Source organism: Streptococcus sp. CF8_Ac1-9 (assembly GCF_024295565.1).
GTDB lineage: Bacteria > Bacillota > Bacilli > Lactobacillales > Streptococcaceae > Streptococcus > Streptococcus parasanguinis_X.
In genome coordinates, this window is the sequence record NZ_JANCOY010000005.1 from 19,277 (window position 1) to 45,207 (window position 25,931).

A 25,931-nucleotide genomic window follows, 5' to 3' on the forward strand; every position below is an offset into this window, starting at 1 on the left:
TCCTTTCTTTAAATAGTATAACAATACGGAAGGCATTGCAAGTGTTTGTCGTTAAAAACGGTAGGAAACTGAAAAGTCTCCTACCGCTTTCTGTTTTGGACAAACTCAATCTTATTTGGCTTCATACCATGTTTTGCCTTCATTCTCATCAGCTTCCAGTGGAACTGCAAGTTCGATAGCGGATTCCATAGTCTCTTTGACGAGTTCTTTGATCGCTGCCAGTTCATCACTTGGTACTTGCAGAACGATTTCATCGTGCACCTGAAGAAGCATCTTGGTCTTGTATGCTCCTCTTTCTAGCGCTTGGTCCAAGTGGATCATGGCAATTTTCAAGATGTCTGCTGCAGATCCTTGGATGGGTGAGTTAATAGCTGTCCGTTCCGCAAACCCTCGAACATTGAAGTTGCGAGAATTGATATCTGGAATCTCCCGACGGCGCTTGAAGAGAGTCTCCACATAGCCTTTATCACGCGCTTCCCGTACCACTCTCTCCATATAGTCCTTGATGCCAGGGTAGCGTTCGAAATAGGTCTCAATGTAGGCCTTGGCTTCTTTTCGACTGATCCCCAGGTTGTTAGACAGGCCAAAGTCGGAAATTCCATAAACCACACCGAAGTTTACTGCTTTTGCATTGCGGCGGTCATTTGGCGTCACATCTTCTGGTTTTTCAATGTTGAAGACGCGCATAGCAGTCGATGTATGGATATCTGCCCCATGCTTAAAGGCATCAATCAAATGCTCATCTCCTGAAATATGGGCCAAGACGCGCAGTTCGATCTGTGAATAGTCCGAACTCAACAAGACACTGTTTTCCTCTTCTGGGACAAAGGCCTTACGAATAAGACGACCTTGCTCCAAACGGACAGGAATGTTTTGCAGGTTGGGATCCACGCTGGACAAGCGGCCTGTCTGCGTCAAATCCTGTACATAACGGGTATGGATCTTCCCATCTTCCAAAATCCAATCTTGAAGACCGATGACATAGGTTGACTGGATCTTAGCAATTTGGCGGTATTCAAGAATCTTAGACACGATCGGTGCAATTGGAGCCAGGCGTTCCAAGACATCAACAGCTGTTGAATAGCCGGTTTTGGTCTTCTTGGTGTATTCAAGAGGGAGTTCCAATTTTTCAAAGAGGATGACGCCCAATTGTTTTGGAGAATTGATGTTGAACTCTTCTCCTGCAAGCTCGTAGATTTCTTGGGTCAAGCGCTCCAAGACCACTTCGTTTTCCACCTGCATGTCTTCTAGGGTCTGGCGCTCTACCTTGATCCCCGCGATTTCCATCTTGGCCAAAACAGCTGCTAGCGGTTGCTCCATATCATAGAGCAAATCTAGTTGATCATGGGCCTGCAACTGCTCTACCATGGGTTCTTCCGTGTCTAGTAAAACAGCGACTTTCCGTGCCAAATGCTCTAATAGGACCGCCTTTTCTGGGATAGCTTTTTTGGCTCCCTTGCCATAAACGACTTCATCCAGCGGCAGCGCAATCTGACTATAGAGACTCGCAATGGTTGAAATCTCATTGTCCTCTACGGTCGACAAGAGATACTTGGCCAATCGACTGTCAAACGCGGGATTTTGAAGGGGAATGCCCAAGTGGCTGAGCAAGACCTTGGCCCGCTTGAAGTCATAGACCTTGAGGGGCGTTTTTTCGAGAAATTCTTTGAAAATCGGTGTTTGTAAAAGACCAGTATCTGTACTCGCGTAGAGCTGACCTTTGGTCCCCCATGCGAAACCGATGATGGATTCCGTATGGTAATTGTCCCCAAAAATCTCAAAATGGAAGAAACTATCTTCCGTGAGCATATCTGAAGCGACTTGCTCGACTTCTGTATAGTCAATGGCTACAGGAGCCGCTTCTTCTCCACTAAGATCCAAGGCCTGACGGAGTTGCTTGAAGCCCATCTCCTCATAAAACTTGGCAAGATTTTCTAGATGAGGGCCCGTATAGGTGATATCGTCCAGCCCAATTTCAATGGGAGCATTGGTATCGATGGTTGCGAGAGTCTTAGACAGATAGGCCTGCTCCTTGTCGTTGATGAGGTTTTCCTTCATCTTAGAAGCCTTCATCTCGTCGATATGCTCGTAAATGCCATCAAGAGAGCCGTACTCTAGGAGTAGTTTGATCCCGGTCTTTTCTCCGATCTTAGTAACACCTGGGATATTATCCGACTTATCTCCCATCAAGGCCTTGAGGTCAATAAACTGCTCTGGTGTCAGTCCCATCTTTTCTTTGAGATAGGCTGGAGTGAATTCTTCAAACTCTGCCACCCCTTTTTTGGAAATTTCAACCACCGTATTATCATCTGTCAGCTGGATTAAATCCTTATCCCCAGAGACAATGGTCACATCAAAGGGCACCGAGCTAGCTTCGGCCATCTTATCTAGTGTTCCAATAATATCATCCGCTTCATACTGGGCCAGCTCATAATGGCAGATTCCCAAATGATCCAGTTGCTCACGAATGAAAGGAAACTGCTCACGGAACTCATCTGGAGTTTTTGCACGGCCCCCTTTGTAGTCGGCATACATCTCCGTCCGAAAAGTCGTCTTTCCTGCATCAAAAGCAACGAGGACATGGGTTGGTTGGATGCGCTCCAAGAGATGGCTCAACATGAGATTAAAGCCATAGACCGCATTGGTATGCAGACCATTAGCATTTTTGAAGCGATCAATTTGATTATAGAGTGCAAAAAAGGCACGAAAAGCGACGGAAGACCCGTCGATGAGTAGTAATTTGTTCTTTTTTTCCATAGGCTTATTATACCACGAATCACAAGGTCTCTGGTACATAAAAACTCTACCCTTTCGGGTAGAGCCTTCTTTAGGAGTTTCTTATGAAAAATGAAGAGAAGTGTTTATTCGCCGTAACAAGAACCTTGTTGTGGCAATTTCTTAAAGCGTTTTGGATAATTAACTGAGATTTTCATTTTCTGTACCTCATTTCTTATTGGATGAGTACAGTATACTAGAGAAACCTAAACGATTCCTTATAGAAAGCTTCAAGAAAACTAAAAGCTGAGGCGCAAAACACGCGGTTGTTTTTTCCTACAAGCTGGTAACTGAAGATGGAGCCCTGTCTCATCTTGGCTCCAAGAAAGAAGCTGACTTTCTCCAAGGAGTTCCACCTTTTGAATGCGCGCATGAAGGATTCTCGGTTGCTTGAGATCATAGGCGAGAGACGGCAAGGTCAGCTCTTCTATCCTTCCACTTGGTTCCAGCTGAATAGCATAAAGCAGGCCTTCACGCATGGTATAGCGGAAATCTTGGCTGGTATAGAGTGGCGCTTTCCCGTCTGAGAAGGAACCTTCCTGGGCCTCGGTCGGTCCGTCCGATGACACCCGCCAAGGCCGACTCTGATAAATGGCTTCTCCATTTACCGCCAGCCAGTCCCCGATCTCTGTGAGGATGTCTTGGTCTTGCTCAGGGATAGTGCCATCTGCCTTGGGTCCAATATTGAGCAGAAGATTGCCATTTTTGGCCACAACATCGACTAAATTTTGTAGCAATTCCTTACTGGTCTTGTAGGCTAGATCCTGGGTATAGCACCAAGAATTACGGGCGATCGCGGTATCCATTTGCCACGGAAAGGCTTGCGTCTCTCCGTATCCTCCCCGCTCCATCTCAACGATTCCTGAACAGAAAGGGAGGGCATCCTGTTTGTAACAAACAGCCACCTTGCGATCCTCTTGTGCTGCTAGATTGTAATAATACGCCAAAAAGCGCATCAAGTAAGGACGGAAACTCTCATGCTGGATCCACCAGTCAAAATATAGGAGCTCTGGCTGGTAGTCCCGCACCAGTTCACAGGTTCGCAACAGCCAATCTTCCAAGAATTCTTTACTTGGATAAGGCTTGGAAGTCAGATCAAAATGATCCTTTGGCTCTGGCTCGGCTGGCCAATAAAGGCTGTCTCTTGGGATTTCTTGCGGAATGTCACTAGTGAATTCCTTGCCATGTGAAAAGAAAAACTGGTGCTCTGCCCGGTGAGAGGACGTACAGAAGTGCAGGCCACGTTTTTCTGCTTCCTCCCTCAACTCTCCTAAGACATCTCGTTTCGGCCCCATTTCTAAGCTATTATAAGGCGAGAGAGTAGAGGCATACATCTGAAAACCATCGTGGTGCTCCGCAACTGGAAAAAGATACTGGACTCCCGCTTTTTGAAAGAGATCCAGCCAAGATGCTGGATCAAATTGATCGGCTGTAAATAGAGGAATGAGATCCTTGTAGCCAAAGCTAGCCTGGTCTCCAAAATGCTCTCGATGATAGTCATAGCAAGGATTCCCTTGGATATACATATTTCGCGAATACCATTCCGAACCAAAGGCAGGTACACTGTAGACGCCCCAGTGGATAAACATTCCAAATTTGGCATCCCGATACCAATCCGGACAGACTTGATGGCTAAGAGAGTCCCAGGTTGGTTCAAAAGGACCTGACTGGACAACTTGATCAATCTCTTCAAGGCTTATCATTCTCTTCTCCTCTTTTCTTGTTACTACCTCTATTGTAACGAGAAAGCCTCGTTTGTAAAGGCCAACGAGGGGAATGTTTAAAATAGTAGACAAAGAGCTTGATCTAGGAGAATCAAGCTGATGATGAATGAAATGAAGCTTCTAGACTTTCACTGCTTGAGAAATGAAACGAGCGATGGCATCTGTCTCCCCTTGGTGAAGAGCCTTAACAATTTTGGACCCCACAATCACTCCATCCGAGACCTTGTTGAAACGGTGAACATCCTCCATGCTGGAAACTCCAAAACCTGTTAAAACAGGAATGGACGCTATTTCGTGTAATTGGGCCAAGTGGTGGTCCAAGTCATCTCGATAGCTACCAGCTTTGCCCGTCACTCCATTGACAGCAACGGCATAGATAAATCCTTCTGCATCATGGATCAATTTCTTCTGGCGCTCGATTCCTGTGGTTAAGCTCACTAGCGGCACCAAAGCGATGTCTTTATCCACTAAGAGAGGCTCTACCAGATCCGCATGCTCATGAGGAAGATCGGGAATAATTACTCCCTTGACCGCTGTTCCTTCTACATCTCTAAAGAAGTTTTCGAGCCCATATTGGAATAAGGGGTTGAAATAGGTCATGATGACCAAAGGAACACTTGTCTCTAAGTGCTGGATCGTCTGCACCAGTTCCTCTGTTGTCGTCCCATGGGCTAAACTTCGTAGTCCCGCCTCTTCAATCACAGGACCATCTGCCACCGGATCTGAAAAAGGAATACCAACCTCAATAGCTGAGACACCAAGCTCCTCCAAAAATTGGATGGTTTCCTGCAAACCTGCCAAGCCTTTTTCATTATCTCCTGCCATAATATAAGGAACAAAGATCCCTCGCTGCTGGTCTTTCAGCTTTTGTAAATGCTCTGTTAAGGTCTTTCCCATCTTACTCTCCCCTCTCTTGTTCTAGGCGGTCTTTGACTTGTACCACATCTTTGTCCCCACGACCTGACAAACAAACGATCATGGATTTTTCAGGTCCCATCTCCTTAGCCAATTTCACCGCATAGGCGATAGCATGGCTCGATTCCAGGGCCGGAATAATTCCTTCTACTTTTGAAAGCAATTGAAAAGCTTCTAGGGCTTCTTGGTCTGTCACAGGCACATAGGTTGCCCGCTTGATTTCATGGAAATAAGAATGCTCTGGCCCAATTCCTGGATAATCGAGGCCTGCTGAAATCGAGAAGGCTTCTAAAATCTGTCCATGCGCATCCTGTAAAACATCCATCAAGGCGCCGTGAAGGACTCCCGGACGTCCCTTGGTCAAGGTTGCTGCATGCTGGTCTGTATCTACTCCAAGCCCAGCAGCTTCTGCCCCATACATGGCAACAGATGTATCTTCAACAAAAGGATAAAAGAGCCCAATGGCGTTCGATCCGCCTCCTACACAGGCTAAAACTGCATTTGGTAATGCACCATCATTTTGCTCTGCAAATTGGCGTTTGGCTTCTCGGCCAATGACACTTTGAAAATCACGGACAATTTCTGGGAATGGGTGAGGTCCTAGAGCAGAACCCATGATATAGTGGGTATCCTCCACATTTGCTACCCAGGCTCTAAGGGCAGCATTGACTGCATCCTTGAGAACACGCGATCCATCTGTTACCGATTGAACCTTTGCCCCCAACAACTCCATCCGAAAGACATTAAGGGCTTGGCGTCTGACATCTTCTTCCCCCATGTAGATGGTACATTCCATATCAAATAAAGCAGCGGCTGTTGCCGTTGCAACACCGTGCTGTCCAGCCCCTGTTTCTGCGATGATCTTCTTTTTACCCATTCGGTGTGCCAGCAAAACCTGTCCTAGGGCATTATTAATTTTATGAGCCCCTGTGTGGTTGAGATCTTCTCTTTTTAGAAAGATCTTGGCTCCACCGACATACTTGGTTAGATTCTTGGCGTAATAGAGCGGTGTTTCCCGACCGACATATTGTTTCAGAAGCTGATCCAATTCTGCTTGAAAAGAAGGATCTGCTTGACTTTCTCTGTAGGCCTTTTCTAATTCTAAAACTGCTGTCATCAAGGTTTCAGGGACAAATCGTCCCCCGAACCGCCCGTAAAATCCGTTTTTATCTGGTTGTTTATATGCCATGCTTGACCCTTTCTATAAATCGTTTTATCTTTTCTTGATCTTTTATTCCATTTGTCTCGACCCCACTGGATACATCCACCGCATAAGGATAAAAGAAGCGAATGGCATCTGCTACATTGTCTTCCGTCAAGCCTCCTGCAATAAAGAAGGGCTTTGTGAAGTTTTGACTTTCGAGTTCTTGCCAGTTAAACGTCTCTCCACTTCCTGCTACAGGAGCATCAAAGAGCAGATAATCGGCACTGGTCTCAGGAAGAGTCGCGTCTTTCCCCACTTGAACAGCGCGAATCATTTGTTGGGGAAGGTCTTGCAAGATGGTTTCATCCATCGGTCCATGCACTTGTATCAGGTCCAAACCCACAACTTGGCAAGCTTGCTCCACTTCTTCTCTTTGTGGCGATACAAAAACACCGACTTTTTGAACCCCCTTTGGAATCCCTGTAGCCAACTGCCGAGCTTGTTCCAACGTGACTTGCCGTTTGCTTGGTGCAAAGACAAAACCAATGTAGTCCGCACCGGCTTCAACAGCCGTCTGCACGGCTTCTGGAGTGGACAATCCGCAAATTTTAACCTTTGTCAATCTGCAACTCCTTTACTTTTTCAGCCACATTGTCTGCCTTCATGAGCGCTGTCCCAACAAGAATGCCATTAAAATCAGGAGCCAGCATGCGCGCGTCTGCTGCTGCGAAAATAGCAGACTCAGAGATATAGACCGGTTCTTGTTCAAAGCTTGTCGCCAATTCAAGGCTTGTATAAAGATCTGTCTCAAAGGTCACCAAGTTGCGATTATTGACCCCGATGATCTGAGCCCCAATCCGGTGAGCGACCTCTAGTTCTGTCAGATTATGGGTCTCCACCAAGACCTCCAGGCCAAGATGGGTCGCAAAATCGAAGAGTTCTTTCAGACGAGTCTCTGATAAGGCTGCAACTATCAACAAGATCACGGTCGCCCCTGCGTTTCGCGCCCGAATTATTTGCTTTTCATCCACAATGAAATCTTTGTTGAGGGTGGGGATACGTACTTGACTAGATATTTCCCGGAGATACTCGATACTGCCCTTGAAAAACACTTCATCAGTCAAGACAGAAATCATCACGGCCCCATTTTCTTCGTAAGTCTTAGCCTGCGCGACGATATCCACATCGACATGAATATCTCCCAGACTCGGACTAGCCTTTTTCACTTCCGCAATAACCTGAAGCTTTTCTGGATGACTCTTTAGGTAATCATACAAGCGGTAGGTCTCGCGCAAAGGTTGGAGTTCCTCTTCTTTCAGCACAGCCACTTCACGCGCCTTTTCCTTTAGAATCTTTGGCAAGAATTCTTGACTCATTTTTGATACTCCTGTAATAATCTCAATTTCTCAAGGGCGGCCCCACTGGCAATCACTTCACGTGCCAAGGCAATTCCCTCCTTGATAGAATCTACCTTGCCGTTGGCATAAAAACCAAGGCCAGCATTCAAGACAGTCACCTCTAAGAAGGGACTCGCTTCATTCTTCAAGACACTGAGCAAAATTTCCGCATTGCATTTGGCGTCTCCACCTCGTACTTGATCTATTTTAATGCGCTCCATTCCGATATCTTCTGGTTGAACGCTGGATAAGGTAACCTGTCCATTTTCCAGAATAGCGAGCTGGGTTTCTCCATCAAGGCCTGCCTCATCCAAACCTTGTGGACCACTCACTACCACTGCGCGTTTTCGACCTAAATTCTTTAGAATCTCTGCCGTACTTTCCAGCATATCCGGACGACTGGTTCCCAATAGCTGGGTTTCTAGAGGAATCGGATTGATAAGAGGACCAGTTAAGTTCATCACCGTTGGAACCCCTAATGCCAAGCGAGCGGGCATAATATAGCGCATGCCAGGATGTAGATTTTTGGCAAATAGGAAGACAATTCCCGCCTTTTCAAACACTCTTCCCAAATCTTCTGGACCCAAATCAAGGTTAATCCCTAGAGCTTCTAGCACATCCGCAGAACCAGATTTAGAAGAGATCGAACGATTTCCGTGTTTCGCCATCTTGATGCCACCACCAGCAAGGACGAAGGCAGCTGTTGTTGAAATATTGAAACTATACGAACGATCGCCCCCCGTTCCACAATTGTCCATCGCTCCTTGAACTTCTGTAGGAATAGCGACTGCATAGGCCTGCATCACTTTTGCAATAGCCGTCCGCTCTTCAACCGTTTCTCCCTTCATTTTGAGACCTAGAAGAAGGGCCGTTACCTGTGCTTCTGAAGCACGACCAGCAACAACTTCCTCCATGGCAGCTTCTAACTCTGCACTGGTTAGATCCATTCTTTCCGCTACCTTTGCAAGCACTTGTTTCATCTTCCGCTCCTTGACTAGTTTGACAAAATTTTCGATGGTCTTGAGCCCATCTGGCGTCCCGATACTTTCTGGATGGTATTGAAAACCATAAATCGGTAAGCTACGGTGTTGAATTCCCATAATGGCTTGATCATCCGTCGTACGAGAGGTAATGACAAAATCCTCTGGCATGTCTTCAATCGTCAGCGAATGGTAGCGCATGACTGGGACTTCTTTTGCGACACCCGCGTATAGCGGAGAGGGAGCTTCTAGCTGGATCCGGCTTTGTTTGCCATGCATGACCTGTGGTGCCAATCCCAAGCGCCCTCCAAAAACTTCCGCAATCGCTTGATGCCCCAAGCAAATCCCCAAGATTGGTTTGATCCCCGCGAAATCTCGGATCATGTCCTCCATCTTGCCCGCATCCTTTGGCCAACCTGGACCTGGAGAAAAGACCAAGGCATCTGCTTCTTGGGCAACTTGGTACAAATCCGGATCATCATTTCGAAGCACCTGGACCTCATCAAATTTTCCGATATACTGTGCTAAATTGTAGGTAAATGAATCGTAATTATCTACTAATAAAATCATCCTTCTTCTCCAATCCTTGTCATCGATTTTGCCTTATTGACGGTTTCTTGGTATTCATTTTCAGCGATCGAATCATAAACGATTCCTGCTCCAGCCTGCACATAAGCCTTCTTATTTTTGAGGATCATGGTTCGAATCGCAATAGCAAAATCGAGATCCCCCGTCACAGAGAGATAGCCAATAGCACCCGCATAGACGCCACGTTTCTCTTTTTCTGCCTCATAGATTCGCTTCATGGCTCGAATCTTGGGAGCACCCGAAACGGTCCCAGCTGGAAGAGTTGCCTTCAGAGCCTCAATAGAGGCTAGTCCAGGAAGCAATTGACCCTTGACCACACTCGTCAGGTGCATCACATAACGGAAGAACTCCACCTCCATATATTTGGTCACTTCAACCGACCCATTTTGGGCGATACGCCCAATATCGTTTCGCCCTAGATCCACCAACATCCGGTGTTCTGCGACTTCTTTTGGATCCCCTGCCAAATCAGCTGCCAATTGCCGATCAGCCTCTTCATCGATCCCTCTTGGACGCGTGCCAGCAATAGGATTGGTTGTCACCACTCGATCCTTGACCGACACCAGACTTTCTGGACTAGCCCCGATAATTTGGTACTCCCCAAAATCATAAAAGTAGAGATAATTCGAAGGGTTGGTCACGCGCAAATTGCGGTAATAATCTAGCGGTTTTCCTGAAAAATCAGCTGAAAAACGTTGACTGAGCACGCATTGGAACATATCTCCTTTTCGAATATAGTCCCGCGCTAGGGTCACCATTTCCTCAAACTCTTTTTGCTCCAAATGATTGTGGAAATGAAGCGCATGCAGGTCCTTGTCCTGAAACTCTTCTTTTGCAGGTCTTGCCAATTGTGCTAATACTTGCTCCAAGCTCGATGCTTGCTCTGCTTCACTCCGTCCACTATAGTGGTTCTCTTCCACCACATAGACCTTTTCCTTTTTGTGATCAAAAATCACATAGCTCTCATATAAGAAAAAGTGGAGATCTGGGGTGCCGATCGTATCTTCAGGAATGGAGCCAATGTTCTCATAGAGGCCAATCAAGTCATAGCCGACAAATCCAATCGCCCCACCGTTAAAAGGAAGCTCTTCAGAAGTTTTCGTTTTGACCGTGATGCGATTCAAAAAGTCCAAAGGATCCTCTTCGATAATTTGATCATTGTAATAGAGGACACCATTTTCAAACTTGACTTCACTGACCGGCCGATAGGCTACAATTGAAAAACGCGCATTCTCTTTTTCACGAGGGATCGACTCTAAGATCATTTTATGGGGCGCATTCAAACGCATATAAGCCAAAATTGGACTCAACACATCAGCAGATAAAACTTTTTTCATATCAGAAACCTCTCTTTTAGAACTCTTTTATTCTAATAAATTCAGCCGCACCCTGCTTCGCTTGCTAAACACATAGAAAAGCCCTCACACAAAAAACTGTGTGAGGGCGTGTTGTCCGCGGTGCCACCTCTTTTATAGGGAAAAATAGCTGGTCTTTCCCTACATCTCTATCTCCTCTATCAAGGAGTTGCACGGTAAGGGGTGCCAACCGAATTCACATGGGTTAGAATTCATTGATCATAACAGTCCAATTTTCATCAGTCGCTATTGCTTGTTCGCAATTCCCACAAGCTCCCTGAAAATAGCTGACTCATTACTTTTCTGTTGCTACCATTATAACCCTTTTTCTTAGAAAGTCAATAAAATTTTTAGTCTTTTTTTATACTTTTTTCTACACTTATTTAATAAAATCAGCTCAAAGAGCCCTAGCGTCCCGTCCTTTTTATCCCAACAATAGGATACTCAATAAAGCTAAAATTGCAGGACCACCTTGGGTCAAGATAATCTTTTTATTGGCTGTCATCGCACCGTAGGCTGCAGCTCCAATAATAAAAAGCACAAAAATCGTAACAACTTCACTATTTTTAGAGACAAACAATCCATACAAGAGAAACACCCCAATCAAGGCATTGTATATCCCTTGATTCTTAAATAAAGAGGTCACAGATGGGCGAGCGAGTTCTTCTTTATCCATGTTGAAAACCCGACTTGTGGTATCAGATGTGGTTCTGATGCTCTCCAAATAAAAAATATACAAATGCTCCAGTGCAGCAAGACTTGCTAAAATAATCGTCAGTAATGACATCGTAGATTCTCCTTTTTATTCAACTGTTATTTGTTCAATGCCAGATACTAATTTGTCCAGCAGGTAAGAAAATTGCTCTTGTTCTTGAGCAGTCAAAATCCGACTCATCTGTTCTTTCACCGTCACATGATGGCAAGGGGGATGTTTGACCAAACGATTATAGGCCGTATCCGTCAAATGAATTATGATTTCCCGCTGATTCTTTGGATTTCGACTCCGATGGACAAATCCTTCCTTTTCTAATATTTTGAAATGCCGGGTTAAAGCCGCTGGATCAATCTGCAAGCGCTCCTGAACCGCGATCTGATTGCAAGGCGCTTGTTCTAACAAATCCTGCAAGATTTGGTAACGCGTTAAGCTAATCCCTAGGCGCTTTTCAAAAAGTTGCGTAGTTGATTGATCTGCCAAACGTAGTTGGTAGAGCAAATCATTTATTTCTGCCATATTCCTTCTCCGTATTATTTTTGATAAATCAATAATTGATAAGTCAATTATAAACTTTTTCTTCTATCCTGGCAAGAAAAAGAGCTTGCACTATTCTTTCGCACAAAAAAAGCCGCCTGATTGGGCGACTCTTAGGGAGATTATTATGAAAAAGAAAAGTTTTAGGATTTTTCTAAACAAAGTTAGGAGGTCTTTGTTTATGCTTCTATTATAGCGGACATTTCTTAAAGAAAGCTTACGACTTTATTTCAAAATGAAAACAAATTCTTTACAGATTCTTTTCAGCGTTTAAAATACCTGGAATATCTAGTAAGGTGTTCATATGATGATTGCCTTGATAGTCAGACGTCAAGAAATTGATACTCTGAATCTGGCTATTTCTTGCAAAGTCAATATCCAGGCTCCGATCCCCAATATAGTAGGTCTTTTCTGGCTCCAACCCGTACTTCTCCATCAGATACCTAGCAGCTTCTGGGTCAGGCTTGCGGGCAAAACCACTTTGACTGGTCAAAATCTCTGTAAAAAAAGATTCCAAACCCAAGTCCCGCAGGATGACAAAGGCATTCTCTCCCTTATGGGTATAGACAAACTGCTCAATTCCAGCTTCTTGTCCCCAAGATAGGACATCACGCGCCCCATCCATCAGAAGGAGCTGGGCATTTTTCTCTGCTAGACTTTCTGCTCGGCGATGATTTAAGTCCGTCACATCCAGATGATACTCCTCTGCCACAGCTACTAAAAGATCTTGAACCGAATGCTTTAAGATGTAGTCTTTAATGCTGGCTCGGTCAAATGGGAGCTGATAAGTTGCATAGGTCTCCTCAAGACCTGCCAGAATAGCATCATAGGAATCCAGCAAGGTCCCATCCAAATCCCAAATAAAGGCTCGTTTTGTCATTTTCTCTCTCCTACTTTTCGTCTATATAGTTGACTCAAAAATAGCCAACGAAAGCCATTGTCCAGCAGCGTTCCCGTCCAGACCCCTGGAAGGCCAAAACCAAGGGTTACTCCAAGCAGATAACCGGCTCCAATTCGAATGACCCACATGCCAATCGTCGTTGCATAAAATGGAAGTTTCCCATTTCCCAAACCTTGCCAAACTGCTGTATAGATGACCGTTCCTGCTGTAAACGGCGTTCCCAACAAAGAAAAGAGGACAACCGATAGACTAGCTTCGACTGCTTTTGTATCTTGTGTGTAGAGATGGGTCAGAAGGGTGCCCCCAAAAAAGATTCCCAAGGCAATGGGTAACATTAACACGAAGGACAACCAGTAAGACTGCTTTCGAAGGCGGGCAATCTGCTCAAGATCACCTTCACCCAGGCTCCGTGCCACGAGCATAACCGTCGCTGTGGCCACTCCAAATACAGGCATGTAGTTGAACTGGGTCAAGGTCTCTCCGATGGCATTTCCTGCGACTGCCTCGGTCCCAAAAGCAACCACGATCGCAATGATCACCACATCTCCGGCCCGCATCATCAGCCGCTCCCCGGCAGCTGGAAGTGCTAAGTTCAAGAGCTTACGATCCAATCCCCAACCAAGGGGGGCAAAGGGTAGCCGGACCTTTTGCCACAAGAGGATAACGCCCACCAGACGAGCCAGCACCGTCCCCAAAGCTGCGCCGACAATCCCCCAACCAAAAAGGAAAATGGCCACAGAGGAGAACAGAGCGTTTAATAGATTGGTCAACAGGCTCACATACATAGGAATACGTGGATTGTTGGCCACCCGAACCAAGGAGCCCAAGGTCGTCATCAAGCCTAAGAGAACTATGGTCCCGCCGACCAAGGAAAGGTAAATCCCCCCGCTTTCGGCTACTGCAGCTTCAGTCCCCAACAGCGAAATCATCTGGCGTCCAAATAACAGCGAAGCCCCTCCTAAGAGAGCACTCAACAACAAGGTCACCTTCAGTGACTCTGTCGCATGGTAGGCAATGTTGGCTTGATTTTTTTCACCCAAGCTTTTGGACATAACACTGGCAACTGCCGCACCCAGTGCCAAAAAGATGGCTTGATAGATGGTGATGATATTCCCTGCGACGGAAACACCTGAAATGGCAATCAAGCCCAGGTGAGCCACTAAATAAGAGTCCACCATGCCCATCAGCATTTGTAAGAAATTTTCACCCATGGCAGGAAGGGCGATGTTTAAGATTTTTTTGTATGAATTCATGCGTATAGAAAAGAGCCAAACGGCTCTTTTGATCTTTCTAATAGGAAGAATTAAAGTCCCAAGTAGTCTTCTACGGCCGCTTGCATGTCTTTGGCTGCCACGCTTGTACGATGGCGAACCGGTGCAGTTTCAAGGCCGTCTACAGCCGGTGGCACAGGAACACCTGAGAGTGTGTGTAATTTAGCCAAGGCTTCGAAATCACCTAGACCTGTCTCGCCCGTCACCGCTTCTACTGCCACAACTGGGAATTTATAAGGACTTGCTGTAGAGGCAATGACTGTTTTAGCAGTATCCCCTGTTTGGCTCCGGTATTTTTGATAAACGGCTGATGCTACGGCTGTATGAGGGTCTTCGATGTAATCAGACGCTTCATAGACCCGCTTGATCTCTGCAGCAGTTTCTGCTTCATCTGCGTATGCAGCCGCAAACAAATCTAAGATGTCTGCATCAAAGTTGGACAATTGGTACTGACCTGTTGCAACAAGGCTTTCCATCAATTCTTTGGTCTTTGTGGCATCATTGCCAACCAAGTGGAAAATCAAGCGTTCCAAGTTTGAAGACACTAAGATATCCATCGATGGACTAGTGGTCACCTTGAACTCACGTTTCTTATCATAGACATGTGTTTTGAAGAAGTCTGTCAAGACATTGTTTTCATTTGACGCACAGATCAATTTTCCAACTGGAAGACCGATTTGTTTGGCATAGAAAGCTGCCAAGATATTTCCAAAGTTTCCTGTTGGGACGGTAAAGTTGACTTTTTCTCCCGCTGTGATTTGGCCTGTCTTGACCAATTGCGCATAGGCGTATACGTAATAGACAACCTGAGGCACCAAACGACCAATGTTCATAGAGTTGGCTGATGAAAATTGCATCTTGTTGGCTGCTAATTTTTCACGAAGTGCCACATCATTGAACATGTGTTTGACATTGGTTTGGGCATCGTCAAAGTTTCCATCAATAGCGATCACATGAGTATTGTCCCCAGTTTGAGTCGTCATTTGCAACTCTTGTACCTTGCTGACACCGTCTTTTGGATAAAAGACAATAATTTCAGTACCTGGAACATCGGCAAAACCTGCCATGGCAGCTTTACCAGTGTCCCCTGATGTCGCTGTCAAGATGACGATTTTATTTTCCAGACCGTGCTTTTTAGCTGCTGTTGTCATAAAGTAAGGCAAGATCGACAAAGCCATATCTTTAAAGGCAATGGTTGAACCATGGAAAAGTTCCAAGTTGTATTGGCCATCGAGTTTGACAAGCGGAGCAATGGCTGGCGTATCAAACTTGCTGTCATAGGCATGAGAAATACAGTAGTCCAATTCTTCTGCCGTAAAGTCGTCCAAAAAGGCTGACAATACAAGCTTAGCCACTTCTTGGTAAGAAGCGTCTTTGAGGGTGTTAAAATCTAGCTCCACTTGAGGATAAGAGACCGGAGTAAACAAGCCGCCATCTGTTGCCAAACCTTGAAGGATGGCTTGACTAGCTGTTACAGTATTTTTTTCATCTCGTGTTGATTGGTAAACTAATGTCATGACTGTTTCATTCCTTTACTAGTAGTCTTCTCATTATATCATAAATGTCAGAAAATTTAACGGCTTTTCGCCAAATCTTGGCAAAGGTCGGCAAACAGAATCAAGATAAAAGAGAGCAGGAGCAACCATTTTGCCCCTACTCCCAGATAAATTTTGTCTATACTTGTCCTTCAAGCTCGATTAGGCCAATCCCAACTCTGCTAAGACAGATGGGAAGTCTTTCTTCAAGCTTTCAAGAGCTACCGTCACTTCTTGACGAGTTTGGTTATTTTTCACAGTAACTTGACCGCTCTCAACTTCACTACTTCCTAAGGTAATCAAGGCTTTGGCCGCAAAGACATCTGCTGACTTAAATTGTGCCTTGAGCTTGCGTCCAAGGTAATCACGTTCTGCCTTGAAACCTTGGATTCGAAGGGCCTGAACCAAGCTAAGCGCTGCTTCATTGACTTCATCTCCTAGGACGGCAATATAGGCATCTAGGCCTGTTTCGATCGGTAATTCAATGCCTTTCTTTTCAAGAACGAGAAGGATCCGTTCCACACCGATACCAAATCCAAAACCAGCTGTCGCAGGGCCACCGAAGTATTCAACCAAACCATCATAGCGACCACCCGCACAAACTGTCAATTCATTGCCTTCAATTTCTGTAATGAACTCAAAAATCGTGTGGTTGTAGTAATCCAAGCCACGCACCATATTGGTATCGATGACATAGGCTACACCTAAATCTTCTAACATCCGACGAACCGCATCAAAATGCGCTTGGCTTTCTTCATCAAGATAGTCTAGGATGGAAGGAGCCTGTTCAACCGCGGCCTTGTCTTCTTTTTCTTTTGAATCCAAGACACGAAGCGGATTTTCTTCTAAGCGACGTTGGCTGTCCTTAGACAATTGATCCTTCATTGGCAAGAGATAATCAATCAAGGCTTGACGATAAGCCTGACGACTAGCAGGGCTTCCCAAGGTGTTCAAGTGCAAGGTCACATTATCAATCCCTAGTTCTTTCAGGAATTGCGCTGCCATGGCAATGGTTTCGACATCCGTTGCAGGATTGCTCGATCCAAAGCATTCTACCCCAATTTGGTGGAATTGACGCAAACGACCTGCTTGAGGACGTTCGTAGCGGAACATTGGGCCTATGTAATAGAACTTACTTGGTTTTTGTACCTCAGGCGCAAAGAGTTTATTTTCTACATACGAGCGGACAACAGGAGCTGTTCCTTCTGGACGAAGCGTGATATGACGGTCTCCCTTGTCATAGAAGTCATACATTTCTTTGGTAACGATATCCGTCGTATCCCCTACTGAACGGCTGATGACTTCATAATGTTCGAAGATCGGTGTGCGGATTTCATCATAATTGTATCGCGCAAAGACCTTGCGTGCAAAGCCTTCTACATATTGCCATTTCGCTGAATCGCCAGGAAGGATATCCTGGGTCCCTTTTGGTTTTTGTAATTTCATAGCCTTCATCCTTTGTCTTACTTTTGCCTCTATTTTACCACAAATTCGAAGAGAAATGGAGACTGGACCGAATTTCCTTCGTTCGACACGTTCAAATTCTCTTTCTCTTCTTGCCTTATCAGCCGAATTATGAGAAAATGGAAGCCATACTACACTGAAAGGATCTTGCGATGAGAGAGGATATCAAAATCAATGACCGCGCCCTGGCACTAGAGAAGCCGTTAATCGAACAATTGGAGCTTGTATTTGATACCGATGTTGAGTTAGACGTCTATAACCTAGGACTGATCTACGAGATCCATCTAGATGAAGCCGGTACTTGCAAGGTGGTCATGACCTTCACCGATACGGCTTGTAGCTGTGCTGAGAGCCTTCCGATCGAAATCGTCGCTCGCCTAAAAGAAATTGAGGGGATCGAAGATGTCAAGGTTGAAGTGACTTGGTCACCCGCATGGAAAATTACACGAATCAGCCGATACGGGCGCATCGCCCTTGGCCTTCCGCCACGATAATAAGCATTGCCTTTTTAAAAATGCAGTCAACTAATGAAGGAATGCCTCTTTGGAAATCCAATCCACAATAAAAAAACGAGGAACACCAGCTCTGCCATCAGAGTCTGTTCCTCGTTTTTTATGATGATTGAATCCATTAAAACTTTTTCAACACCAGAATGGACTAAGCCTCATCAGCTTTTGGTTCTGGAAGGATTTGATACAACACAATCCCAAGAATGGTTGACGTTGCCACACCCGTGATTTGAAGACCACCGAGGTCAATCATCAAACCACCGATCCCTGATACTAGTATCACACTTGCAATCAAGAGATTCTTTTTATTATCAAAATCAATCTTATGTTCAACTAAAATTTTCAAACCGCTAGCAGCGATAACCCCAAAGAGGGCAATAGACAAACCTCCCAATACAGGAGTTGGAATAGAGTGCAAGAGTGCTGATAGCTTCCCAATAAAGCTCATGACAACCGCAATCACTGCTGCGCCTGAAATAACGTAAACTGAGTAGACCTTACTAAGGGCCATAACCCCAATGTTTTCCCCATAAGAGGTTACCGGAGGAGCTCCAAAGAATCCAGCAATAATCTGTGCCAAGCCATCACCAGTAAGCGTATGGTCAAGCCCTGGATCCTTGAAGTAATCACGCTCCGTCAAACTATTTAAAACCATGAGGTGACCAAAATGTTCCGTCATGGTCACAAAGGCAATCGGAGCCATGGTCAAAATCGCACTTGGATAGAGCTTAAAGCTATAATCCACAAATGGAATGTCAAAGTTTGGAACTTGAATCCAATGCGCCGCACTTACCTCTGAGAAATTGACAAAACTATGTCCTGTCATCAAACCAAGAGCCAATGAGAAAATATAGCCCACAATTAATCCAAGTAAAATTGGGACGACACCGACAATCTTCTTGCCATACATGTTAAATAGGATAACCGCAAAAAGGGTCACCATCGAAATCAATAGAGCATAACCACTATAGCTTTTATTTAAGGTTGTCGCATCAGTGACTGCATTTGCCGCAAGACTCAAACCAATTACCATGATAATGGGACCAACCACGATTGGTGGAAGGACCTTATTAATCCAATCTTTACCCGCATGCTTAACAATCAGAGCTACAAACAAGTAGACCAAACCACCCGCCATAGCACCCTGGGCAACTGCCGCGATCCCATCTGACTTCATCAGCATTTGCATCGCTGCAATATAAGCAAAACTAGATCCCATGTAGGCTGGAATCTTATACTTGGTCACGGTTAAGTGAGCCAAGGTTCCCAAACCAGATGAAAACAAAGCAATGGCAGGATCAATCCCAACCAAAATCGGCACCAGCACTGTCGCCCCAAACATGGCAAACAAATGCTGGAAAGATAAACCAACCAATAAACCAGGTTTTGGCATATCATTCACATCATATTTAACGTCATTCACGATCGTAAAAACCTCCTAAAATTAAGATGCGACAAGCTATGGCTGAACAAAAACGTCTACCTTCGATGACTAAATCGTAAGGGAGTGCTTCATGCTCCATCATCGACGATTTCTTTTTTATCAAACCACTTTTCAATATACAAAAAAATCCCCCACAACAAGGAGATACACAAAATATAGGCTGGTCTTCCCAGGCCTTTCATTTCCATAGCTCCTTGCCTGCCTCTCTGGACAGTATTAAAGGATTGATTCGATTAGTCACAATTATAGCAGATTATAGACGGATTTACAAGAAAAATGACAGATGATACACCCAAATCCCCCAAAAAGTAATATTCATACGTTTCAGCGACAGGGTTGAAAATAGCGACTTTGAGCCAAAAAAGAGGCTGGGACAAAAGTCCTAGCCTCTCAATTATTTTTGGATTGTCGAGCAAGACGCAATGGTTGAGTGGGCTCTACTACACTGATTTCATCAGCTTTTACAGCCCTACTCAACTGTGCGGAGGTGGGACGACGAAATCGAATTCTAACGAATTACCGATTTCTGTCCCACTCTCTCTTTGGACAAAGTCGTCCTTGCAATTACTGTTTACCAGACTGTTCCATATTCCAGAAGTCGGTCACAGCACCACGTGATGCTGAAGAAACGATGTGGGCATATTTACCCAGAACCCCACGGCTATACAGCGGTGGCAAGGTTGTTTCAGCCTTGCGTTTTGCTAACTCTTCGTCTGAAACGTGCATGGTGATTTCTTTGGTATCTTGATCAACCGTTACCATGTCCCCTGTGTGGAGGTAGGCGATTGGGCCACCAACCTGAGCTTCAGGCGCAATGTGACCGACAACGAGACCATAAGTACCACCAGAGAAGCGTCCGTCTGTCAAGAGGGCTACCTTGTCTCCTTGGCCTTTCCCAACGATCATGGATGACAAGGAAAGCATTTCCGGCATACCAGGACCACCCTTGGGACCTACGAAACGGACAACAACAACATCACCATCCACGATTTCGTCTGAAAGAACGGCTTCAATGGCAGCCTCTTCTGAGTCAAAGACCTTAGCAGGACCCGTGATATTACGAACTTTCACACCTGATACTTTGGCAACCGCTCCTTCAGGAGCCAAGTTCCCTTTCAAGATAATCAATGGACCATCCGCACGTTTTGGATTTTCAAGTGGCATGATAACTTTTTGACCCGGTGTCAAATCAGCAAAGGCTTCTAAGTTCTCAGCCACCGTTTTACCAGTACATGTGATGCGATCCCCATGAAGGAAACCATTCTTAAGAAGGTATTTCATGACAGCTGGCACACCACCAACATTGTAAAGGTCTTGGAAGACATATTTCCCTGAAGGTTTCAAGTCCGCCAAGTGAGGCACGCGCTCTTGGAAATCGTTGAAGTCTTCCAGCGTCAAGTCCACGTTAGCTGCGTGAGCGATCGCAAGCAAGTGCAGAGTCGCATTGGTGGAACCACCGAGCGCCATGGTGACAGTAATGGCATCTTCAAAGGCTTCACGGGTCAAGATATCTGATGGCTTCAGTCCCATTTCCAGCATCTTGACAACAGCACGACCTGCTTCTTCGATATCGGCCTTCTTATCTGCTGATTCAGCAGGGTGAGAAGAGGAACCTGGTAAACTCATCCCAAGGACCTCAATCGCTGTCGCCATGGTGTTGGCCGTATACATTCCACCACAGCCACCAGGGCCAGGGCAGGCATTACATTCCAGTTGCTTCACTTCTTCAGCGGTCATATCACCGTGGTTCCATTTCCCGATTCCTTCGAAAACAGAAACCAAGTCGATATCTTTTCCATCGAGATTCCCTGGAGCAATGGTCCCACCATAAGCAAAGATCGCTGGGATATCCATATTGGCAATGGCAATCATCGAACCAGGCATGTTCTTATCACAGCCCCCGATGGCCACAAAGGCATCCACGTTGTGACCGCCCATAGCCGCTTCGATAGAATCCGCAATGATATCACGTGACGTCAGGGAGAAGCGCATCCCAGGCGTCCCCATAGCGATCCCGTCCGCAACCGTAATGGTGCCAAATTGGACCGGCCAAGCACCTGCATCTTTCACACCTTCTTTGGCCAATTTTCCAAAATCGTGGAGGTGGATGTTACAAGGGGTATTTTCCGCCCATGTCGAAATCACTCCGACAATCGGTTTCTCAAAACTTTCATCGGTCATTCCCGTCGCGCGAAGCATGGCACGGTTGGGAGATTTTACCATGCTATCGTAGACACTACTACGATGGCGTTTGTCTAATTCTGTCATGTCATTCCTCTTGTTATATTTTTTACCATTATAGCATAAAAGAAGGCCCAAAGACAGATCCAAACTTTGAGATCAACCAGGGAGAAGAAACTTTTCCCAAAAATTTCAATTTTTTTGTCAAGTAACTTTACTTTACAAAAAAGTTTTGTTATACTGTTAAAGTTGATGAAAATCAAACCTAATTGAATTTATATCTTAAAAGGAGAATAACGAAATGGCAGTACCTGCACGTCGCACATCAAAAGCGAAGAAAAACAAACGTCGTACGCACTACAAAGTAACAGCTCCATCTGTAAACTTTGACGAAGCAACTGGAGATTACTCACGTTCACACCGTGTATCACTTAAAGGATACTACAAAGGACGTAAGATCGCTAAAGCTGCATCAGCTGAATAATAGAAGGGAGATACCATGCGCGTAAATATTACACTTGAACACAAAGAATCTGGTGAACGCTTGTACCTTACTTCTAAAAACAAACGTAACACTCCAGACCGTCTTCAATTGAAGAAATACTCACCAAAACTTCGCAAACACGTTGTGTTTACAGAGGTGAAATAGGGGTTCACTACACGTCAATAGATGTTAGAAACCTTGATTTTAAGCGATTCTTGAAATTCTAAATTTCACTACATTGCAATATAAATCAACCGAATCACTACCTTTTTCACTACCTTTTTTGAAATAAGAATAATGATTCGGATATATAAAAGAAGAGGAACTTTATTGTGAAGCTCCTCTTTTTGTTATGTGTTCTTTTTCTCACAGATCGTATGACCTGGTTTGACACAGTTGGATTTCAGGTACTTTCAGTTTAGCTTTATATCAACCATCATCAAAATCCAACTATTTTCTTATTTTAAAAAATATGAATAAGTTTGATTGAATGAGGGAATTTCTTTAAATTTTTTCTTAGCACCTATAAGTTAATAATACTATTCTTTAAATTATAGTTTATAATTATCTGATGTTTCAATGACCACAAAACAAAGTACAGCGAATCACTTCCTTTAGTCAAACATATAACTGAACAACATTGTTTATCTTCCTGCACTTTCATATTTTTTCAATCCTTTTCTAAAAATTGTACGACTGATAATAATCAAAAAAACTGTAAAAACTATTTGATAGAAAAATAGGTTCAATGTATCTTTCCCTAAAAATATTAATACTGCAGGATTGGCAATTAATAAATTGGGAACAAATAACATAGTGATCAATCTGTTAATACCTGTAAAAATATTATATGGATACTTAGAAATTCCAATATAATTCAAAAATACATCTACTTTTGAAAATTTAGTTGGGAACCAAAATGAACTAATCGTTATTAGAAACCAAATTGAATAATATATAATACAACCACACATTAAAGAAAGGATATAAAATAATATTTTTAATGAATTTAAATGTACATTTAAATTTCCATAACTTATAAAAATGATCGCAAGACCAAAAAAAGTATTCACGAATTGAACTAAATTAAATGATCTAAAAATATAGAACAACTGAGTATCAAACGGCCTCAATAAAATTTGATCCAAGTTACCACTCAAAATATCTGATTCTAAAATTCCCATACTTCTAATTAACAATCCCATCATAACTCCATCTACAATAGTGTAGGAACCTACCAAAAATAAAATTTGATAATAGTCCCAACCATTAAAAGAGTCTATGTTTAAGAAAATCAATCTAAAAAATACAATAGGTAAACCAATCCACAGTATCGACGAAAATAGACCACAAAAGAAGTCAAAATGAAAATTCATATCAGATTTAAAACCAAAATGAAGTAGCCTAAAAATTACTTTTATTCTAAACATTTTATCCTCCCACATTTGAGAAGTGCTCCACTCCTTTTCTCAATATGAATCTTGATATAATATAAAAAATGATGCACCAAATCAATTGAATACAAATAATTCTCAAATAGTCTATTAATTTATATGTATCATTACTAAACATCTGAAGCGGTTCATATACTAAGTATTTAAAAGGTAATACATCTAAAAACAGACGAAAATTATTTGAAAAAAAACTTAAAGGCAATAATATTCCTGATAAAAACTGAATTACTATTTCTTTAACAGTAAGGACAAAAAATATATTTTCTAACCAAAAAGAAAGCATACCTACACAACATGATATTAAAAACCATAGAACCATAGATAGAATAATTGCAATACTTCCTAAAATAAGAATTTCAATGGTTAATAACTCATTCTTGTAATAAACACTGGAGAATAAAATGACAGGAATGATGATAAATAATAAATGAGCAAGCCTATCTCCAAGCATTTTACAAAAATAATACTTATAAAAAGTAACAGGTTTTATTAATATGCTAAAAAAATTTCCTGAATGAACATCGTCATTGATTTCCCAATCAACTGGATAAAAAACAAAATATGAAAAAATTATAGTCCCCAAATAGTATTGAACCATTGAGGTAAAATCATATCCTGCTATATTTATCTGGTTACTCTGATATATATACGTCCATAAAAATACTGATATCATAATTTGTATACTTGCCTGTAACATTAACAATAGTACACTTGATTTATAGTTCAAAATAGATCGAAATGATATCAGAATAATAGACATTTCTTTTTTCAATTGTGCTCCTTTTTTGTAAAATAGTTTTGTAAAATAATTTCTTCTAAAGAAAGATTTGATATTTCAAAATCTTCTATATCTACAAGCTTATTGATTGATTCTAATGTCTCAAAGACAAAATCTCTAGGTATTTTTAGTATACATTCCGATTTTGTTTGAGAAATGACTACTACTCCTTTAACAGAGCATAACTCTGGTACCAAATCTAATGTCATTTTTATCTTTAAATATTTAAAATCAGAAAATTTAGATAAAATAACATCCATTGACTCCTGCAAAATAATTTTTCCTTTGTCAATGACGATTAATTCGTCACAAACAGACGAAATATCATCCATATCATGACTCGTTAAAATAATAGTAGTATGACATTCTTCATTCATTTTCTTTAAAAATGTTCTGATATCTTTTTTAGACTGTATATCTAACCCTATAGTAGGCTCGTCTAAAAATAATATTTCCGGACTTGTTAAAGATGCCGCGATAAACTCCATTTTCATTTTTTGTCCAAGAGAGAGGGTCCGGACCTGCTGGTAAAGCTGATCTTTTACATTCAACAAATTGCTTAATTCCTGAATTCGTTCTTGTAAAATCGCCGGTTCTACCTCATATAAAGTACCAATCAATTGAAAATAATCCATAGCCGAAACATCTTGAAATAACTGTAATTTATTTCCTACTACTATTGAAATTTTTTTTCTAAAATTTATACTTCTTTTAAATGGAATTTCTCCATTCACTTCTAATTTTCCGGAACTAGGATAAAGAGTCCCAGTCAACATTTTAATCGTTGTGGATTTACCAGCTCCATTACTCCCAATAAAGCCAACTATACTCCCTCTCTTAATCGTAAAACTAATATCTTGAACAGCTCGAATCGTTATTTGATTACGTTTCAAAAATCTCTTGATAAATGGGAGTCTTGAATCAAAATTATAAAAATTTTTAGATAAATTCTGAGCATTAATAACTATTTCACTCATATATCTCTCCTTTCGATAAAATATATTTACTTGTACTTTTTCCATACTTTACCAAAATGCTAAAGATTGAGCTAAAATCTTCGGGATGGGTAAAATAATTTTTGTCTTTAAAAAGTTTCTCAAAACCTTCAAGGCGATTATTGAAATCATTAAATTTTGTATTGTCTAGCTGGTTGAATGTCTCTTTAATATCCATAAACTTTCTCCGTGATTCTTTATTTCACTTTATAAATAGAAGAGTGTCTATATATTTATAGATCCTCAAGAACTTGCATTTTATCAAGTATAAGTAGAATAGTATGTAAGGGTTTACATATTCATATTATATGATTATGTAAGGAATCCGTCAATTTTCCACATTATTATATGACAAAATGTATTTTTTAAAAATGCAAAAATCTATGAGCAAGATGTTTGACTTCCTTTTTTAAAGTATATATACTTATATTAACCTTAGAAAAAAATGTTTGAACAGATATTCAATAATAATTACTTTTTTTAAAATTAAAATTCGAACTTTAAATTTTTATCTTTTTTATATTATTGAGTAACCTAAATTGCCCAATTTGTAAAATTTAGCTAGACAAAAAAAGACATCCAAGAGAAATTTCTTAAATGTCTGTAAACGTTGATATAAGCGTGTTGATTAACGTTTTGATAATTGTGATGCTTTACGAGCTTTCTTAAGACCTGGTTTGGAAAGCATGGGTTTCAGTTGGACTAAAAACAATGTAATACCAAGGATTTTCAGAACGATATCTACTGATTAATTTCATAAAATATGAATAAGTTTAAGCGAAATAGGG

Annotated in this window: 23 protein-coding genes and 1 pseudogene; 3 read left to right on the plus strand and 21 right to left on the minus strand. The window is 42.6% G+C overall.

The features are described from left to right. Positions 1 to 111: 111 nt before the first annotated feature. The 15 genes and pseudogenes from polA to hisS all read right to left on the minus strand — a co-directional run bounded on the left by polA (position 112) and on the right by hisS (position 17,280). Entirely contained in the window at positions 112 to 2,757 is a 2,646-nt protein-coding gene (gene polA, locus NML76_RS08335; protein ID WP_254733279.1) for a DNA polymerase I, read from the minus strand. 257 nt (positions 2,758 to 3,014) lie between these two features. Beyond that, positions 3,015 to 4,478, minus strand: a complete 1,464-nt coding sequence (locus NML76_RS08340; RefSeq protein ID WP_254733281.1) for an alpha-L-fucosidase — start codon at positions 4,476 to 4,478, stop codon at positions 3,015 to 3,017. 141 nt (positions 4,479 to 4,619) lie between these two features. After that, positions 4,620 to 5,396: a tryptophan synthase subunit alpha gene (trpA, locus tag NML76_RS08345; RefSeq protein WP_254733283.1), complete on the minus strand. Its 777-nt coding sequence runs from the start codon at positions 5,394 to 5,396 to the stop codon at positions 4,620 to 4,622. Position 5,397: 1 nt separating this feature from the next. After that, positions 5,398 to 6,603: a tryptophan synthase subunit beta gene (trpB, locus tag NML76_RS08350; RefSeq protein ID WP_254733285.1), complete on the minus strand. Its 1,206-nt coding sequence runs from the start codon at positions 6,601 to 6,603 to the stop codon at positions 5,398 to 5,400. Further along, complete coding sequence (locus NML76_RS08355) at positions 6,593 to 7,180, minus strand: phosphoribosylanthranilate isomerase (protein WP_254733287.1); 588 nt, start codon at positions 7,178 to 7,180, stop codon at positions 6,593 to 6,595. Before NML76_RS08355 ends, trpB begins: the two co-directional genes overlap by 11 nt. Continuing rightward, positions 7,167 to 7,934 (minus strand): indole-3-glycerol phosphate synthase TrpC, encoded by a 768-nt coding sequence (gene trpC / locus NML76_RS08360; RefSeq protein ID WP_254733289.1) that lies wholly within the window; start codon positions 7,932 to 7,934, stop codon positions 7,167 to 7,169. The genes NML76_RS08355 and trpC overlap by 14 nt, the downstream gene beginning before the upstream one ends. After that, entirely contained in the window at positions 7,931 to 8,935 is a 1,005-nt protein-coding gene (gene trpD, locus NML76_RS08365; protein WP_254733314.1) for an anthranilate phosphoribosyltransferase, read from the minus strand. The genes trpC and trpD overlap by 4 nt, the downstream gene beginning before the upstream one ends. 9 nt (positions 8,936 to 8,944) lie before the next feature. Next, positions 8,945 to 9,505, minus strand: a pseudogene (locus NML76_RS08370) (aminodeoxychorismate/anthranilate synthase component II); the annotation flags it as partial. Further along, positions 9,502 to 10,860 (minus strand): anthranilate synthase component I, encoded by a 1,359-nt coding sequence (gene trpE, locus NML76_RS08375; RefSeq protein ID WP_254733291.1) that lies wholly within the window; start codon positions 10,858 to 10,860, stop codon positions 9,502 to 9,504. The gene trpE and the pseudogene NML76_RS08370, both read right to left, overlap by 4 nt. 442 nt (positions 10,861 to 11,302) lie before the next feature. Beyond that, positions 11,303 to 11,665, minus strand: coding sequence for a DUF1304 domain-containing protein (locus NML76_RS08380; protein WP_003009544.1), 363 nt, complete (start codon positions 11,663 to 11,665; stop codon positions 11,303 to 11,305). A gap of 15 nt (positions 11,666 to 11,680) precedes the next feature. After that, positions 11,681 to 12,109 (minus strand): MarR family winged helix-turn-helix transcriptional regulator, encoded by a 429-nt coding sequence (locus NML76_RS08385; RefSeq protein WP_254733293.1) that lies wholly within the window; start codon positions 12,107 to 12,109, stop codon positions 11,681 to 11,683. 268 nt (positions 12,110 to 12,377) lie between these two features. Beyond that, positions 12,378 to 13,007, minus strand: coding sequence for an HAD-IA family hydrolase (locus NML76_RS08390; protein ID WP_254733295.1), 630 nt, complete (start codon positions 13,005 to 13,007; stop codon positions 12,378 to 12,380). Then, positions 13,004 to 14,281 (minus strand): MATE family efflux transporter, encoded by a 1,278-nt coding sequence (locus NML76_RS08395; RefSeq protein ID WP_254733297.1) that lies wholly within the window; start codon positions 14,279 to 14,281, stop codon positions 13,004 to 13,006. The genes NML76_RS08390 and NML76_RS08395 overlap by 4 nt, the downstream gene beginning before the upstream one ends. 50 nt (positions 14,282 to 14,331) lie before the next feature. After that, on the minus strand, positions 14,332 to 15,816 hold the full coding sequence (gene thrC / locus NML76_RS08400) for a threonine synthase (protein WP_254733299.1): 1,485 nt from the start codon (positions 15,814 to 15,816) through the stop codon (positions 14,332 to 14,334). Between the two features lie 180 nt (positions 15,817 to 15,996). Continuing rightward, positions 15,997 to 17,280: a histidine--tRNA ligase gene (gene hisS, locus NML76_RS08405; RefSeq protein ID WP_003010893.1), complete on the minus strand. Its 1,284-nt coding sequence runs from the start codon at positions 17,278 to 17,280 to the stop codon at positions 15,997 to 15,999. 170 nt (positions 17,281 to 17,450) lie between these two features. Between hisS and NML76_RS08410 the strand changes: the two genes are divergently transcribed. Then, positions 17,451 to 17,792: a metal-sulfur cluster assembly factor gene (locus tag NML76_RS08410; protein WP_049515067.1), complete on the plus strand. Its 342-nt coding sequence runs from the start codon at positions 17,451 to 17,453 to the stop codon at positions 17,790 to 17,792. Positions 17,793 to 17,955: 163 nt separating this feature from the next. Here the strand turns inward: NML76_RS08410 and NML76_RS08415 are convergent, their stop codons facing one another. Continuing rightward, positions 17,956 to 19,230 (minus strand): uracil-xanthine permease family protein, encoded by a 1,275-nt coding sequence (locus NML76_RS08415; RefSeq protein ID WP_049522925.1) that lies wholly within the window; start codon positions 19,228 to 19,230, stop codon positions 17,956 to 17,958. A gap of 585 nt (positions 19,231 to 19,815) precedes the next feature. Beyond that, positions 19,816 to 21,519, minus strand: a complete 1,704-nt coding sequence (ilvD, locus tag NML76_RS08420; RefSeq protein WP_003009522.1) for a dihydroxy-acid dehydratase — start codon at positions 21,517 to 21,519, stop codon at positions 19,816 to 19,818. A gap of 214 nt (positions 21,520 to 21,733) precedes the next feature. Between ilvD and rpmF the strand changes: the two genes are divergently transcribed. Both rpmF and rpmG read left to right on the plus strand, forming a co-directional pair. Beyond that, positions 21,734 to 21,916 (plus strand): 50S ribosomal protein L32, encoded by a 183-nt coding sequence (gene rpmF, locus NML76_RS08425; RefSeq protein ID WP_003009516.1) that lies wholly within the window; start codon positions 21,734 to 21,736, stop codon positions 21,914 to 21,916. A gap of 15 nt (positions 21,917 to 21,931) precedes the next feature. Further along, entirely contained in the window at positions 21,932 to 22,081 is a 150-nt protein-coding gene (rpmG, locus tag NML76_RS08430; RefSeq protein WP_001265622.1) for a 50S ribosomal protein L33, read from the plus strand. 479 nt (positions 22,082 to 22,560) lie between these two features. Here the strand turns inward: rpmG and NML76_RS08435 are convergent, their stop codons facing one another. Genes NML76_RS08435 through NML76_RS08450 form a run of 4 tightly spaced genes read right to left on the minus strand, consistent with a single transcriptional unit; the run spans position 22,561 to position 25,321 of the window. Continuing rightward, positions 22,561 to 23,346 carry an ABC transporter permease gene (locus NML76_RS08435; RefSeq protein ID WP_003013947.1) on the minus strand — a complete coding sequence of 262 codons (786 nt, stop codon included), beginning with the start codon at positions 23,344 to 23,346 and terminating at the stop codon, positions 22,561 to 22,563. A gap of 1 nt (position 23,347) precedes the next feature. After that, a complete protein-coding gene (locus NML76_RS08440) occupies positions 23,348 to 24,142 on the minus strand; it encodes an ABC-2 family transporter protein (protein WP_003013825.1) in 795 nt (264 codons plus the stop codon). Further along, positions 24,139 to 25,125, minus strand: a complete 987-nt coding sequence (locus NML76_RS08445) for an ATP-binding cassette domain-containing protein (RefSeq protein ID WP_003010129.1) — start codon at positions 25,123 to 25,125, stop codon at positions 24,139 to 24,141. The genes NML76_RS08440 and NML76_RS08445 overlap by 4 nt, the downstream gene beginning before the upstream one ends. Beyond that, on the minus strand, positions 25,118 to 25,321 hold the full coding sequence (locus NML76_RS08450) for a hypothetical protein (RefSeq protein WP_049472641.1): 204 nt from the start codon (positions 25,319 to 25,321) through the stop codon (positions 25,118 to 25,120). The genes NML76_RS08445 and NML76_RS08450 overlap by 8 nt, the downstream gene beginning before the upstream one ends. Between the last annotated feature and the right edge of the window lie 610 nt (positions 25,322 to 25,931).

What these genes read in the sequence shown, in the direction of transcription:
- polA (WP_254733279.1), bottom strand. Translation starts at nt 2,757, where the DNA reads ATGGAAAAAAAGAACAAATTACTACTCATCGACGGGTCTTCCGTCGCT.
- NML76_RS08340 (WP_254733281.1), bottom strand. Translation starts at nt 4,478, where the DNA reads ATGATAAGCCTTGAAGAGATTGATCAAGTTGTCCAGTCAGGTCCTTTT.
- trpA (WP_254733283.1), bottom strand. Translation starts at nt 5,396, where the DNA reads ATGGGAAAGACCTTAACAGAGCATTTACAAAAGCTGAAAGACCAGCAG.
- trpB (WP_254733285.1), bottom strand. Translation starts at nt 6,603, where the DNA reads ATGGCATATAAACAACCAGATAAAAACGGATTTTACGGGCGGTTCGGG.
- trpC (WP_254733289.1), bottom strand. Translation starts at nt 7,934, where the DNA reads ATGAGTCAAGAATTCTTGCCAAAGATTCTAAAGGAAAAGGCGCGTGAA.
- trpD (WP_254733314.1), bottom strand. Translation starts at nt 8,935, where the DNA reads ATGAAACAAGTGCTTGCAAAGGTAGCGGAAAGAATGGATCTAACCAGT.
- trpE (WP_254733291.1), bottom strand. Translation starts at nt 10,860, where the DNA reads ATGAAAAAAGTTTTATCTGCTGATGTGTTGAGTCCAATTTTGGCTTAT.
- NML76_RS08380 (WP_003009544.1), bottom strand. Translation starts at nt 11,665, where the DNA reads ATGTCATTACTGACGATTATTTTAGCAAGTCTTGCTGCACTGGAGCAT.
- NML76_RS08385 (WP_254733293.1), bottom strand. Translation starts at nt 12,109, where the DNA reads ATGGCAGAAATAAATGATTTGCTCTACCAACTACGTTTGGCAGATCAA.
- NML76_RS08390 (WP_254733295.1), bottom strand. Translation starts at nt 13,007, where the DNA reads ATGACAAAACGAGCCTTTATTTGGGATTTGGATGGGACCTTGCTGGAT.
- NML76_RS08395 (WP_254733297.1), bottom strand. Translation starts at nt 14,281, where the DNA reads ATGAATTCATACAAAAAAATCTTAAACATCGCCCTTCCTGCCATGGGT.
- thrC (WP_254733299.1), bottom strand. Translation starts at nt 15,816, where the DNA reads ATGACATTAGTTTACCAATCAACACGAGATGAAAAAAATACTGTAACA.
- hisS (WP_003010893.1), bottom strand. Translation starts at nt 17,280, where the DNA reads ATGAAATTACAAAAACCAAAAGGGACCCAGGATATCCTTCCTGGCGAT.
- NML76_RS08410 (WP_049515067.1), top strand. Translation starts at nt 17,451, where the DNA reads ATGAGAGAGGATATCAAAATCAATGACCGCGCCCTGGCACTAGAGAAG.
- ilvD (WP_003009522.1), bottom strand. Translation starts at nt 21,519, where the DNA reads ATGACAGAATTAGACAAACGCCATCGTAGTAGTGTCTACGATAGCATG.
- rpmF (WP_003009516.1), top strand. Translation starts at nt 21,734, where the DNA reads ATGGCAGTACCTGCACGTCGCACATCAAAAGCGAAGAAAAACAAACGT.
- rpmG (WP_001265622.1), top strand. Translation starts at nt 21,932, where the DNA reads ATGCGCGTAAATATTACACTTGAACACAAAGAATCTGGTGAACGCTTG.
- NML76_RS08435 (WP_003013947.1), bottom strand. Translation starts at nt 23,346, where the DNA reads ATGTTTAGAATAAAAGTAATTTTTAGGCTACTTCATTTTGGTTTTAAA.
- NML76_RS08445 (WP_003010129.1), bottom strand. Translation starts at nt 25,125, where the DNA reads ATGAGTGAAATAGTTATTAATGCTCAGAATTTATCTAAAAATTTTTAT.
- NML76_RS08450 (WP_049472641.1), bottom strand. Translation starts at nt 25,321, where the DNA reads ATGGATATTAAAGAGACATTCAACCAGCTAGACAATACAAAATTTAAT.